Source organism: Vogesella aquatica, from assembly GCF_028548455.1.
GTDB classification, from domain to species: Bacteria; Pseudomonadota; Gammaproteobacteria; order Burkholderiales; family Chromobacteriaceae; genus Vogesella; species Vogesella aquatica.
Genome location: NZ_JAQQLF010000013.1, coordinates 121952 through 135100, shown reverse-complemented (window position 1 = coordinate 135100; position 13149 = coordinate 121952). Strand labels below are relative to the sequence as shown.

13 protein-coding genes are annotated in these 13149 nt (G+C 59.9%); 8 read left to right on the top strand and 5 right to left on the bottom strand.

Annotation, left to right across the window (positions count from 1 at the left end):
- Positions 1-57 precede the first annotated feature (57 nt).
- Together PQU95_RS11795 and PQU95_RS11790 are read left to right on the top strand one after the other, a co-directional pair.
- On the top strand, positions 58-1941 hold the full coding sequence (locus tag PQU95_RS11795; RefSeq protein WP_272752203.1) for a polysaccharide biosynthesis protein: 1884 nt from the start codon (positions 58-60) through the stop codon (positions 1939-1941).
- A 227-nt stretch (positions 1942-2168) separates the two neighbouring features.
- Positions 2169-3200 (top strand): MraY family glycosyltransferase, encoded by a 1032-nt coding sequence (locus tag PQU95_RS11790; protein ID WP_272752202.1) that lies wholly within the window; start codon positions 2169-2171, stop codon positions 3198-3200.
- Positions 3201-3239: 39 nt separating this feature from the next.
- Here the strand turns inward: PQU95_RS11790 and PQU95_RS11785 are convergent, their stop codons facing one another.
- Both PQU95_RS11785 and PQU95_RS11780 read right to left on the bottom strand, forming a co-directional pair.
- A complete protein-coding gene (locus PQU95_RS11785; protein WP_272752200.1) occupies positions 3240-4544 on the bottom strand; it encodes a nucleotide sugar dehydrogenase in 1305 nt (434 codons plus the stop codon).
- Positions 4545-4710: 166 nt separating this feature from the next.
- Complete coding sequence (locus tag PQU95_RS11780) at positions 4711-5445, bottom strand: peptidylprolyl isomerase (protein WP_272752199.1); 735 nt, start codon at positions 5443-5445, stop codon at positions 4711-4713.
- A 204-nt stretch (positions 5446-5649) separates the two neighbouring features.
- Between PQU95_RS11780 and PQU95_RS11775 the strand changes: the two genes are divergently transcribed.
- Both PQU95_RS11775 and PQU95_RS11770 read left to right on the top strand, forming a co-directional pair.
- The gene (locus tag PQU95_RS11775; protein ID WP_272752198.1) at positions 5650-6150 is read left to right on the top strand and encodes a GNAT family N-acetyltransferase; all 501 of its coding nucleotides are present in this window, start codon (positions 5650-5652) and stop codon (positions 6148-6150) included.
- A gap of 127 nt (positions 6151-6277) precedes the next feature.
- Positions 6278-7528 (top strand): nitronate monooxygenase, encoded by a 1251-nt coding sequence (locus tag PQU95_RS11770; protein ID WP_272752197.1) that lies wholly within the window; start codon positions 6278-6280, stop codon positions 7526-7528.
- Positions 7529-7598: 70 nt separating this feature from the next.
- Here PQU95_RS11770 and PQU95_RS11765 read toward each other — a convergent pair whose 3' ends face one another.
- On the bottom strand, positions 7599-8483 hold the full coding sequence (locus tag PQU95_RS11765) for a sulfite exporter TauE/SafE family protein (RefSeq protein WP_272752196.1): 885 nt from the start codon (positions 8481-8483) through the stop codon (positions 7599-7601).
- A gap of 182 nt (positions 8484-8665) precedes the next feature.
- On the opposite strand from PQU95_RS11765, the gene PQU95_RS11760 reads away from it, so the two are divergent.
- The gene (locus tag PQU95_RS11760) at positions 8666-9352 is read left to right on the top strand and encodes a MarC family protein (RefSeq protein ID WP_272752195.1); all 687 of its coding nucleotides are present in this window, start codon (positions 8666-8668) and stop codon (positions 9350-9352) included.
- Positions 9353-9403: 51 nt separating this feature from the next.
- Here PQU95_RS11760 and PQU95_RS11755 read toward each other — a convergent pair whose 3' ends face one another.
- A complete protein-coding gene (locus PQU95_RS11755; protein WP_272752194.1) occupies positions 9404-9676 on the bottom strand; it encodes a SemiSWEET transporter in 273 nt (90 codons plus the stop codon).
- A gap of 150 nt (positions 9677-9826) precedes the next feature.
- Between PQU95_RS11755 and PQU95_RS11750 the strand changes: the two genes are divergently transcribed.
- The 3 genes from PQU95_RS11750 to PQU95_RS11740 all read left to right on the top strand — a co-directional run bounded on the left by PQU95_RS11750 (position 9827) and on the right by PQU95_RS11740 (position 12211).
- Entirely contained in the window at positions 9827-10588 is a 762-nt protein-coding gene (locus tag PQU95_RS11750) for a sulfite exporter TauE/SafE family protein (RefSeq protein ID WP_272752193.1), read from the top strand.
- A 71-nt stretch (positions 10589-10659) separates the two neighbouring features.
- The gene (locus tag PQU95_RS11745; RefSeq protein ID WP_272752192.1) at positions 10660-11355 is read left to right on the top strand and encodes a TerC family protein; all 696 of its coding nucleotides are present in this window, start codon (positions 10660-10662) and stop codon (positions 11353-11355) included.
- Positions 11356-11737: 382 nt separating this feature from the next.
- Positions 11738-12211, top strand: coding sequence for an Lrp/AsnC family transcriptional regulator (locus PQU95_RS11740; protein ID WP_272752191.1), 474 nt, complete (start codon positions 11738-11740; stop codon positions 12209-12211).
- A 79-nt stretch (positions 12212-12290) separates the two neighbouring features.
- Here the strand turns inward: PQU95_RS11740 and PQU95_RS11735 are convergent, their stop codons facing one another.
- Positions 12291-13142 carry a 23S rRNA (adenine(2030)-N(6))-methyltransferase RlmJ gene (locus PQU95_RS11735; RefSeq protein ID WP_272752190.1) on the bottom strand — a complete coding sequence of 284 codons (852 nt, stop codon included), beginning with the start codon at positions 13140-13142 and terminating at the stop codon, positions 12291-12293.
- Between the last annotated feature and the right edge of the window lie 7 nt (positions 13143-13149).

The window sequence follows — 13149 nt, the reverse complement described above, 5'->3', positions numbered from 1 at the left end:
CAGGCCGTTGGCGCGGCCATGCCCTGAGCTGCTTGCCTGCTGAGACAAAAGGTTTACATGCTGGAAAAACTGCTTTCCTTCTCGCGCCATCACAAGATGGCGCTGCTGATGCTGCTGGATGCGCTGCTGCTGCCGCTGGCGATGTGGAGCGCGGTGCTGCTGCGCCTGGGCGGCAACTGGGACCCGAAGCTGGACCCGTTTCTGTGGATCTTTGCCGTGCCGCCGCTGTGGGTGCTGCCCATCTTCATCAAGCTGGGCCTGTACCGCGCGGTGCTGAAGTTCCTGGACGACCGCATCGTCTACACCGTGTTCGTCGGCGTGTCGCTGTCGGTACTGGTGCTGATGGCGGTGATCCTGATGGCGGGCATCGGTGTCTTCCCGCGCACCGCCATCATCATCTTCTGGGTGTTCGCCATGGCCTACATCGGCGGCAGCCGCTTCCTGCTGCGCGGGGTGGTGCGCCGCATCGACGCGCTGGACGCGCCGCGCCAGCCGGTGCTGATATACGGTGCCGGCCGCGCCGGGCTGCAGCTGATGGCCGGCCTGCTGGAAGGGCGCGAGTACCGCCCGATGGCGTTTGTGGACGATAACCCGCAGCTGTGGCGCCGCACCTTCCGCGGCCTGGCGGTGTATAGCCCGCACGAGCTGCCGCAACTGCTGCAGGACACCGGGGCCGAGCTGATTCTGCTGGCCATCCCGTCGGCCAGCCGTGGCCGCCACCGCGAGATCCTGGAAAAGCTGGAGCCGCTGCACGTGCCGATCAAGCGCCTGCCGGGCATGGCCGACCTGGTGTCCGGCGAGGTGCGGGTGACCGAGCTGCGCGAGGTGGGCATCGACGACCTGCTGGGCCGCGACCCGGTACCGCCGCAGCCCGAGCTGCTGGCGGCCAACATCGCCGGCAAGGTGGTGATGGTCACCGGCGCGGGCGGTTCCATCGGCTCAGAGCTGTGCCGCCAGATCGTGCGCCAGAAGCCGGCGCGCATCGTGCTGTTCGAGGCCAGCGAGTACGCGCTGTACGCCATCGACCAGGAGCTGGCCAAGCTGGCGCCGGCAGTGCAGCGCGTGCCCTTTCTGGGCAGCGTCACCGACTACCCGCGCCTGCTGGCCGTGCTGCAGGGCATGCGCGTGGACACCGTCTACCACGCCGCCGCCTACAAGCACGTGCCGATGGTGGAGCACAACCCGGTGGCCGGCATCGTCAACAATGCCTTTGGCACAGATACTTGCGCGCGCGCTGCCGAAGACGCCGGCGTGGCCACCTTTGTGCTGATCTCTACCGATAAGGCCGTGCGGCCCACCAACGTGATGGGCGCTACCAAACGCCTGGCCGAGCTCGCGCTACAAGCGCGCCACGCGGCCGGTAGCCGCACCCGCTGCGTGATGGTGCGTTTTGGCAATGTGCTGGGCAGTTCCGGTTCGGTAGTGCCGCTGTTCAAGCAGCAGATCGCCAGCGGCGGCCCGGTCACGCTGACGCACCCGGAGATTACCCGCTACTTCATGACCATTCCCGAGGCGGCACAGCTGGTGATCCAGGCCGGCGCGATGGGGCAGGGCGGCGACGTGTTCGTGCTGGACATGGGCGAGCCGGTGCGCATCATCGACCTGGCGCGGCGCATGATCCACCTGTCCGGCCTGCAAGTGCGCGACGAGCGCAACCCGCAAGGCGACGTGGAAATCCGCTGCACCGGCCTGCGTCCGGGCGAAAAGCTGTACGAGGAGCTGCTGATCGGCGACAACGTGCTGCCCACCGAGCACCCGCGCATCCTGCGGGCGCAGGAATACCACCTGGCACCGGCCGAGCTGGCACAACATATGGCCGCCTTGCGTACGGCGTGCGAGGCGCTGGACGCGGCGCAAGCGTTTGCGCTGCTGCAGGGCGTGGTACACGAGTTCAAGGCCGCCGACGCTACGGCAGACTGGCTGGTAAGCGCACGAAATTAGTCTCAGGCGTGTTTTTTCTCGATTTAGGCAGAGTTCATGCTTGCTGGGTCATTGATTGCGGCTGCTTTTGTGAAGTATCCTTTCATGCTTAATGTGTGTAGCATAGTTTATCTATGGGATTCTAGAGCCGACTCATGATTGTTCTTCCTTTTTTTCTGGCTTTCTTGACATCCTTGATTGTCTGTACCTTGGTTATCCGCTATCAGCACGTCCACTCGCGTTATTCGATGGATCACGATCTGGATGGGGTGCAGAAGTTTCACGTTCGCCCTACGCCACGCATCGGCGGTGTACCCATGTTTGCCGGTTTGTTGCTGGCCATGCTGGTATTCGGGTTGATGCAGGATTTCTCCTTGCTGTTGCCGTTGTTGATTAGCGCGTTGCCGGTATTCCTGGCAGGGCTGCTGGAAGACCTCACCAAACGCATTTCTCCAAAAGTACGGTTGTTGGCAGCTTTCGTATCGGCAGGGCTGGCTGCGTGGCTGATGCAGGCAGTACTGGGGCGCTTGGGTGTGCCGGGGGTGGATGCCCTGTTGCAGGCCTGGCCGCTGCTTGCGCTATTGCTTACCGTGTTTGCTGTCAGTGGCGTCTGTCATGCCACCAATATCATCGATGGGTACAACGGCTTGATGGCAGGTGTCAGCATTGTTTCTGCACTGGCTTTTGCTTATGTTTCCTACAAGCTGAATGATGCCCATCTGTTGGTATTATCTGTATCGCTGGCTGGGGCGCTGCTGGGCTTTCTGGTATGGAATTTCCCCCGTGGCCTGATTTTTGCAGGCGATGCGGGTGCTTATCTGGTGGGTTTCCTGCTGGCCGAGCTGGCGGTGTTGCTGGTGCTACGCCACCCGCAGGTGTCACCCTGGTTCTGTATGCTGGTGCTGATTTATCCGATTTTCGAAACAGTGTTCACCATCTACCGCCGCAGGTTGCGCAATGCTGCAGCAGGCTTGCCAGACTCCATGCACTTTCACCAGCTAATCTACAAAAGGCTGGTGCGCTGGATGGTAGGTCGGCGCGAGTCCGCGCATTTGCTAAAACGTAACAGTTTGACTGCGCCTTATTTGTGGGCCATGGCCGCGCTGACGGTGACGCCAGCGATTCTATTCTGGCAGTACGAGTCTTTGCTGCAACTGAGCGCCTTGTGCTTTGTGGCCGTGTATGTATGGCTTTACAAGCGTATTGTGAATTTCAGGGCGCCACGCTGGATGGTGTATCGCAGGGCAGCGCCGCCACATAGCGGGCGGCGCGCAAAATAAAAAACGGGGGCGATTGCCCCCGTTCTGCTGTTTGCTGATTCAGGCTCTTATCACGTTGGCCGTAGCTTGCTGGTATTTGCCCCGGCTATCTACCACCAACTGGGCGTGCTGGCTAATCATGTTGTAGTCGAATTTGTCATGATCAGTGGCCAGCAAGACGCAATCGTATGTGGCCAGTTTGTCTGCGGACAGTGCCACGCTGCTTAGTTCGAAATGATGCTCGCGCATTTTCGGGAAGACCGGCACGTGCGGGTCGCTGTAGCTGATGTCCGCCCCCAGCTCGCGCAGTTTTTCCATCAGGAATACCGACGGGCTCTCGCGCATGTCGTCTACGTTCTTCTTGTAGGCGATGCCCAGTACCAGGATCTTGCTGCCGTTGATGGCTTTCTTGCGTTCGTTCAGTGCCGAGGCAATCTTGCTGATCACATAGTCAGGCATGGATGAGTTGACTTCGCCCGCCAGCTCGATAAACCGGGTGTGTACGCCATACTCGCGGGCTTTCCAGGTCAGATAGAACGGGTCGATAGGAATGCAGTGGCCACCCAGGCCCGGGCCGGGGTAGTAGGGTACAAAGCCAAACGGCTTGGTGGCAGCGGCACGGATCACTTCGTGAATATCGATGCCCATCTTGTCGGCAACGATCTTCATCTCGTTCACCAAGCCGATGTTTACCGCACGGTGGATGTTTTCCAGCAGCTTGGTCATCTCGGCAGCGCGGGTGCTCGATACCGGCACCACTTTATCGATAACTGCGCCGTACAGGGCTACGCCGATTTCCTGGCAGGCTTCGGTAACGCCACCACATACTTTGGGGATGGTGCGGGTAGTGAAGTCCGGGTTGCCCGGGTCTTCGCGCTCTGGCGAGAACACCAGGAAAACATTTTCGCCGACCTTGAAACCGCGGGACTCGATGCGGGGCAGCAGCTCTTCGTCGGTGGTGCCCGGGTAGGTAGTGGATTCCAGCGATACCAGATGGCCTTCGCGCAGGTGCGGTACCAGGCTATCGATGGTATTGATCACATAAGACAGGTCCGGCTCGCGGTATTTGTTCAGCGGCGTCGGTACGCACAGAATCAGCGCGTCTGCCTCTGGCGCGCGGCTGAAGTCGGTGGTGGCTTCAAAACCGGCCGCACGGGCGCTGGCGATACTGTCCGCGCTGATGTGTTCGATATAGCTTTTGCCGGCGTGCAGGGCATCGACTTTGCTCTGGTCGATATCAAAGCCCAGTACTTTGTAGCCCACTTCGTTAAAGCGGAGCATCAGCGGCAGGCCGACATAGCCCAGGCCGACGATGCCGATGACGGCAGATTTGTCTGCAATGCGGTTCAGGAACGCGTTTTTCACAAAGTGTCTTCCATTAATCAATAAGCGGCGCTGCAGGGTGGGGCTGCCGCGAATGGCAGGTATTTTACGCCAAAACCTGTTGGTCGGCAGGCTGTGCTTGTCGCGGACTATGCAAAGCAAAAAGCCCTGCCCGCCAAAGGGCGGGCAGGGCTTTTATCCGGCTGGCTTACAGGGCTGGCATGCTGAAGCCCTGGATGTCGGCGGCTTTCACCAGCGAGCTCAGGTATTCGTGCATGGCCTGGCGGCCGGCCATTTCGTTCAGGTACTGCTGCAGACGCGGGAATACGTCGGCAAATGCCAGCTGGCCGCCTTCGGCGCGCTGTTTCACCTGGATGATATGGTAGCCAAACTGGGTTTCTACCAGGTTGGGGGTGATCTGGCCGGCTTCGGTGCTGAATACGGCTTGTTCGAATTCCGGCACCATCTGGCCACGGCCAAACTGGCCCAGGTCGCCACCTTGTTTGCCGCTAGGGCAGGTGGAGTGCTCGGCGGCCAGGGCGGCAAAGCTGTCCGGGTTGGCTTGTACTTGTTCCAGTACGCCTTGTGCTTTGGCCTTGGCCAGCGATGCGGCCAACTCGTCGCCCTGTCCCAGCGGGAACAGGATATGGCTGGCGACAGCGTTTTCGCCCTGCTTGAAGTATTGCGGGTTGGCATCGTAGTAAGCCTGGCAGGCGGCTTCGTCTGCCGGGGTAAAGCTCAGCTCCTGGTCCAGCAGGGCACCGATAGCCTGACCTTCGTTGGCTGTGTCAAAACCATTCTCGCTGGCTTTTTGCAGCAGCAGCTGATGCAGAACCAGCTGTTGAACGGCGGCGTCGCGCGGGCTGGCGGTATCTTCGTGGTTTGCCTGCTCGGCTTGCACCATGGCTTCGGTGATTTCTACGCCGTTTACGGTAATGGACATGTCGGTTTCCTGTGGAGAGTTAGTCTTTTGCGGCCGAGTATCTGGCGCAATACGGCAGTGTATGAGGGCAGTTTCTGTAATATCAATAGCCGGATTATGGATTTGTGTGCGAAAAATCCACCCGGTGGGCCAAGGGGCAGACGCCGCTGCCCGGCTGCGGTACAGTGCCGGCTGTTTGTCACTTTGCCGGGTGCCCAGGCTGCCATGCTTCCTATTGTTACCGCCCGTTTGCGTTTGCGCGAGTTTGTGCTCGCCGATGCGCCTTTTGTCTTGCAGTTGCTGAACGACCCCGACTTCATCCGCTTTATTGCCGACAAGCAGGTCCGTACCCTGGCGCAGGCGCAGCACTACCTGATCGATGGCCCTGTGGCCAGCTATGCGGCCAACGGTTTTGGCCTGTGGTGCGTCGAGCGCCTGTGCGATGGCCAGTCTTTGGGGATGTGTGGCCTGATACGCCGCCATAACGTGCCGGATGTCGACGTAGGCTACGCCTTTATGCCCGCCGCACGCGGCCACGGCTATGCTGTAGAGGCAGCAGCGGCGGCGCGTGCCTACGGGCTGGGCGAGCTGGCCTTGCCGCGCGTGGTCGGTTTTATCGACCCGGCCAACCTGGCCTCGGCCCGGGTGCTGCAGGCGATCGGTTTGCAGTCGCAGGGGCTGGTGGCGTTTCCCGGTGTGGAAGGTGATACCGAATTATTTGCCTGAGCTGCTACGCAGCGCAGGGTTGGCCGCAGCTGTATGGAATACCGGCAACGAGCAAATGCTCTATTTTGTTGGATTTTATCGAGTTGCTTGGGCGATAATGCCGGCCATCTAAATGGAGAGATGTGTAATGCGTTGTCTGGATGATTTCCGTCTGCACCTTGCGGGCAAGGATCTGGTGCCTATCATGCAAGGCGGCATGGGTGTGGATATTTCTACTGCAGCCTTGGCGCTGGAAGTAGCCCGGCTCGGTGGCATCGGCCATATTTCCGACGCCATGTTACCTACTGTGGCAGACCGTCGCTATGACACCAAGTACGTCAAGAACAAGCTAAAACAGTACAAGTTCAACGTAGAAAATGCCGACAAGTCGGTAGTGAAATTTGATCTGGACGAAGTGGCCGAGTCAACCCGCCTGCACGTCGAGGCCACCATGAAAGCCAAGCAGGGCGATGGACTGATTTTCATCAATTGCATGGAAAAACTCACCATGAATGCGCCCAAAGACACATTGCGCGTGCGCATGCGTGCGGCCATGGACGCCGGCATTGATGGCATTACCCTGGCGGCGGGCCTGCACCTGGGCTCCTTTGCACTGATCGAAGACCACCCGCGTTTCCACGAGGTGCAGCTGGGTATCATCGTATCGTCGCTGCGAGCTTTGCAGCTGTTCCTGAAGAAAACCGCCCGCACCAAGCGTTTGCCGGACTACATCGTGATCGAAGGCCCGCTGGCTGGCGGCCACCTGGGTTTTGGCATGGACTGGCAGGACTACCACCTGGAAACCATTCTGGTGGAAATTCGCGACTGGATGCAGGCCGAAGGCCTGACTATTCCGCTGATCGCTGCCGGTGGTGTGTTTACCGGCGCCGATGCTGTACGCATGATGGAGCTGGGCGCCCAGGGGGTGCAGGTGGCTACCCGCTTTACCGTGACGCACGAATGCGGCCTGCCCGACAAGATCAAGCAGGAATACTTCCGCGCCAGCGAAGAAGATATCGAGGTCAACCAGCTATCGCCTACCGGCTACCCGATGCGCATGATCAAGCAGTGCCCCGCCATTGGCGACGGTATTCGCCCCAACTGCGAAGCCTACGGCTACCTGCTGGATGCCAGCGGCAGCTGCCAGTACATCGAGGCCTATAACCGCGCCGTGGCCGAGCACCCGGGCGAGCGCCGCGTGAAGGTGATGGACAAGACCTGCCTGTGTACCCATATGCGCAATTTCGATTGCTGGACCTGTGGCCACTACACCTACCGCCTGAAGGACACCACGCACCGCCTGGCGGACGGCAGCTACCAGGTACTGAGCGCCGAGCACGTATTCCGCGACTACCAGTTCAGCAAGGAAGGCGTGGCGCTGCCAGAGCAGGCCAGCTAAGCAATACACCGTGCCTTGCACGACAAAAGGTTGGCCGCTGCGGCCAACCTTTTGCTTTATGGGGGCGCTATCAGGCTAGCGCTTTGTACAGGTTCCAGATCGACAAACCGCTGATCAGCAGGCCTACCACCGTCATCAGCGCGCGCGCCGGCAGGTAGCGCGTAGTCCACGCGGCCAGCGGGGCGGCAACCATGCCACCGATCACCAGGCCGGCAATCAGCTCCAGCTGCCCGAATACGCCGATAAACACGGCAAACGACGCGGCACCGGCTACCGACAGGAAAAACTCGGCAGCATTCACCGAGCCAATCACCGTGCGCGGGGCGCCGCCGCGGCCAATCAGCGACGTGGTTACCACCGGGCCCCAGCCGCCACCGCCGATGGAATCCAGTGCACCGCCCAGAAACGCCAGCGGGGCAATACGCTTGGGTTGGCCGCGTGCCGCCAGCTGTTGTCGTGCTTTCAGCAAAATATAGATACCCATTAGTAGCAGATAAGCCGACACCACCGGTTTGATGATGCTCACATCGACAAAGGCCAGTACGGCTGCGCCCGCTACCCCGCCTGCTACGCCGGGTATTACCAGCCGCTTGAACAGCTGGCGGTCGATATTGCCGAATTTCAGGTGCGCCAGCCCCGATGCGCCGGTGGTGAAGATCTCGGCCAGGTGGATGCCGGCGCTGGCGGCGGCAGGTGGCAAACCCGCCGACATCAGCGCGGTATTGGCGGTAACGCCATAGGCCATGCCGAGGGCGCCATCGATAATCTGTGCCATAAAGCCAATGGCGATGAACGTCCAGAACAGCGGGTCGTCGGTCCAGCCGCTGGCGGCCAGCAGTGCCTGTCGCGCGGTATCTCCCAGGTGCAGCGTGCCGGCCAGGTGTAGCAGGCCGGCGCTGGCCAGTACGGCCAGTAGCGAGTAGGTAGTCCAGTGGCGGCGCAGTCGGTGCAGCATGGTGTGGCTCCTGATAAGGTTGGCCGCAGTGTAGGGTGGTGCTTTATTGCCTAAAAGCTTGATTTCTGATGTTCTTAGCAGGTTTTTTTATAAAGCAGGCAGGGCGTAGCCGCTGTGGCGCTGGTAATGCCGGGTGGCAGTGCTAGAATCCGCTCATCATTCAATAAGCTTGGTACCCGTGCATGACCCCGATGATGTCGCTGTTTGTCAGCAAGTTCCTGTTTGTGGCAGCCGCCTTGCTGCCCATCATCAACCCGCCCGGCCTGGTGCCTTTCTTCATTTCGCTCACCGCGCACAATAGCCAGCCGCAGCGGGCGTTTCTGGCGCGGCGCATTGCCATTTACTGCTTCTTGTTGTTGCTGGGCAGTATGTATATCGGTGGCTTTGTATTGAGCTTTTTTGGCGTGTCGCTGCCGGTGGTGCAGCTGTCGGGCGGCTTGCTGATTACCTTTGCTGCCTGGCGCATGCTGAACGATGCCCCGGCGGAGGCATCGCCCGGTGTCGAGAAAATCGAAAACCGCGAGGTACTGAAGCAGCGCGCTTTCTACCCGCTGACTTTCCCGCTGACGGTGGGCCCTGGCTCGATTTCTGTTGCCATCACCGTGGGCGCGTCGCTCAGTAGCGCTGGCCGTGGCCTGGAAAAATTTGCCGTGGCACCGTTGGCCGCTGTTGCCGCGGTGGCGGCTATCAGCGTGCTGACCTGGTGGTGCCTGACCCACGCCGACAAACTGATGCGCTATCTGGGGCGTACCGGCTCGGTAGTGTTCTTGCGCCTGACTGCCTTTATTCTGCTGTGCCTGGGTGTGCAGATCATCTGGGAAGGCTTCTCTGGCCTGGTGGAACCGCTGCTCAAGAGCATCGGAAAGTAATCGTATTGCTTGTCGGATAGCTAGGTAACAAGGGGGCTTGGCCCCCTTTTTTCATGATTCTTTCCTGCCTGCACGTATTTCGCGCCACTTCATCACCAGGATGATGGACGCCAGTAACAGGGTAATGCCATTGGCCAGCACAATAGGCAATGCCCCCAGTAGCAAGCCGTAAGCCAGCCAGGTCGCCACGCCGGCTACCAGCATCAGATACATGGCGAATGAGATGCTGCGGGTATCGCCGGTACGCAGGGTGCGGATAACCTGCGGCAGAAAACTGGTGGTGGTGAGAAAGGCGGCAATATAGCCCAGCAGATCTGTGGTCATGGTTGTTGCAGCTCAGCATGATAAGGGTGGGTCGATACTATCGCTGTACCGGGCAAAACGTGCACGCAGTGTTTTTTCGATAAAGCCGCAATGCCCCGACAGCGGGGGCATATCCCGTTACAATGACGCCTCGCAAAAAACGGGGTGTTTATGTTTACGCTGGCTTTCTTGTGCGTGTTTGCTTTTCTGGCAGGCCTGATCGATGCCGCAGTCGGCGGTGGCGGGCTTATCCAGATCCCGGCGCTGTTCAATGCGCTGCCGCAGGTGTCGGTAGCGACGCTGTTTGGTACTAATAAAGTGTCTGCTGCCATGGGCACTGTGTTTGCTGCACGTTCCTATCTGAAGCGGGTAAGCATTCCGTGGCGGCTGGTGTTGCCGGCTGCAGCGGCTGCCTTTGTCATGTCATTTGCCGGTGCGGCTGCGGTCAGCTATATCCCGCCGCAGTATATGCGCCCGCTGGTATTGGTGTTGCTGATCGTGATGGCGGTCTACACCTTTCGCAAAAAGCAGCTGGGCGCCGTGCACGAGCCGGTAGCTATTGGCCGGCGCGAGATGCTGGTAGGCCTGGCCATTGGCGGGGGGATCGGTTTTTACGATGGCCTGTTCGGCCCCGGTACCGGCAGCTTTCTGATGTTTTTGTTCGTGCGCTTTTTTGCCTTTGATTTCCTGCACGCGTCCGCTTCGGCCAAGGTGGTAAACCTGGCCACCAACGTGGCCGCGCTGTGCTTTTTCATCCCCAGTGGCAATGTGCTGTTTGGCTACGCCGTGCCGATGGCGGTATGTAATGTGCTGGGGGCGCTGGTAGGCAGCTGGCTGGCCATGCGCAAGGGCGCAGGATTTGTGCGTGTGCTGTTCCTGGTGCTGGTGAGCGTGCTCATTTGCAAGCTGGCTTACGATATGGTGCTGGCCTGACAGCTAATTGAAAGTTTCCGCAGCGATAATCAGGGCTGCTCGTCGTAAAAGTTTTGAGGGAGGATAACAAGATGTTTGAAATGATGGGTCAAAGCACCTTCTGGATTTCTGTGCTGCAGATTATCGCCATTGATATTCTGCTGGGCGGTGACAACGCGGTGGTTATCGCACTGGCCTGCCGTAGCTTGCCGGAAGACTTGCGCAAAAAAGGTATTTTCTGGGGTGTGGTAGGGGCCATTGGCCTGCGCGTGGTGCTGATCGCCTTTGCCTTGCAAATTCTGGATATCCCGTTCCTGAAACTGGTAGGTGGCTTGCTGCTGCTGTGGATCGGTATGAAGCTGCTGGTGGGTGAGGACGACGATGGCCATGATGTAGACGGCAGTGCCCACCTGTGGGGTGCAGTAAAAACCATTATCGTGGCCGACGCCGTGATGAGTATCGACAACGTGATTGCCGTTGCCGGTGCGTCCGGCGGCCATATGCCGCTGGTGGTGTTCGGTATCGTGATCAGCATCCCTATCATTGTGTGGGGTAGCCAGATCGTGATGAAACTGATGGATCGCTTCCCGCTGGTGATTACACTGGGTGGTGGCCTGTTGGGCTGGATTGGCGGCTCCATGCTGGTGAGCGATAAGGGCGTAACCAATTTCATCGGTACGCTCCCGGGCTGGTCGCATCAGGTGGCAGGCGCTGTCGGTGCTGCACTGGTGGTGATTACCGGTAGTGTGCTGGCCAAGCGCAAGGCGGCGACGGTGAGTGCCGAGTAGAGCGGCATCGCTATTACGGAAAAACCGCCTGCGGGCGGTTTTTTCATGCCTGCGCAAAACGCTGCGGCCAACCCTGAGGGTTGGCCGCATACGTCCGGCGAGGTGCCGGTGTGTCTTTTGTCCCGGGTGCTTGTGCCCCTTGTTTTACGCCTGCAGCTTGTGGCCCTTGTGGGGTGGCTAAGCTGTATGGTGCAGCCCGTTGCGTGAGTGGCGGCGGGTGGTCAGCGCGCTTATGGTGTGCTGTCTGCGGTGCGTTTCAGTGGGTTTACTGTACCGCGTGGCCGGGTGAAGGTGCTTTTGATTGGCGGCCTGTTTTGCCGTAGTGGTGGATAAATCTTCTGCTGTTGTGCAAAATATCAGAATGATCTGCCGGAGTGGTGCCATGGAAGAAAATACCTACAACTTGAGCGCGCAAGACAGAAAGATTCTGCGCGAGCTGCAGCAGAATGCCAGGCTCTCCAACGCCGAGCTGGCCGAGCGCGTGGGCATGTCCGCCAGCGCCTGCTGGAACCATACCCGCCAGCTGGAAAAAGAAGGCTATATCCAGGGCTATGTGGCGCTGATCGACCAGAAACGCATGGGCTTGCGCGATACGGTGCTGATCGAGGTCACGCTGAACGCGCACGAGGAGGACACGCTGGCGCGTTTTGGTGCCGAGCTGGCCGCCTTGCCCGAGGTGCTGGAGGCGCACCTGGTGTCTGGCGAGTACGACTACCTGATCAAGGTGGCTGTCGATGGTACCGCCGGTTACGAACGCTTTCTGCGCGAGAAGCTGTACAAGATTTCCGGCATTCGCCACAGCCGTTCGCACTTCACGCTGCGCTGCATGAAATCGGTGCCGTCGGTGCAGGTGTAAGCCGGCTGTACGGGAAGCACACAAAGCAAAGCGGCCAACCTTGTCACGCAAGGTTGGCCGCTTTGTCATGGGTACAGGCTTAGTTTTCGCGGTATTCCAGGCTGTGCCAGGCGCCGTCGTCTACCGCCAGTGCTTTGCTTAGCCACGGCAGGGTTTCCTGCAGCGTGGCGTACAGGGTCCACGGCGGGTTGATGATGAACATGCCGCTGCCGTGCATGCCGAAGCCGTCTTTGGACGGCGTGCGAACCGTCAGCGTAGCGTCCAGCCAGCTGTGGCAGGGCAGGCCTTTCAGGTCTTTCACCATCTCTTTGATTTCGGCGCGTTGCAGCAGCGGGTACCAGATGGCGTAGGTGCCGGTGGCAAAGCGTTTCAGCGCCTCCTTCATGGCCTTTACCACGTGCTGGTAGTCGGCTTTGTCTTCGTAGGGCGGGTCGATCAGCGTGAGCGCGCGGCGCGGTGGTGGCGGCAGCAGCGACTTGATGGCTTCAAAGCCGTTGGCGCGCTCTACGCGCACGCGGCGGCCGGCGTCGGCAAAGCAGTCTTGCAGCAGCTGGTGGTCGCTGGGGTGCAGTTCGAACAGGCGCAGCTTTTCGCTGCCGGCCATGGTTTGGGCGGCAAACCACGGCGAGCCGGGGTAGTAGCGCAGCGCGCCGTCGGCGTCGGTATTGATGGCGGCCACTACTTCCAGGTAGCGCTTTACCGCTGCCGGAGCGTCATCGCGCTGCCACAGGCGGGCAACCCCTTCGACATACTCGGCAGTTTTGGTGGCGTAGCCTTCGGTCAGGCTGTAAGCACCTGCGCCGGCGTGGGTGTCGATATACCAGAACGGTTTGGCCTTCTGGCCGAGGTAATCAATGATCTGCACCTGGATCAGGTGTTTTAGCACGTCGGCGTGGTTGCCGGCGTGAAAGGCGTGGCGGTAGCTCAGCATGGGTGGT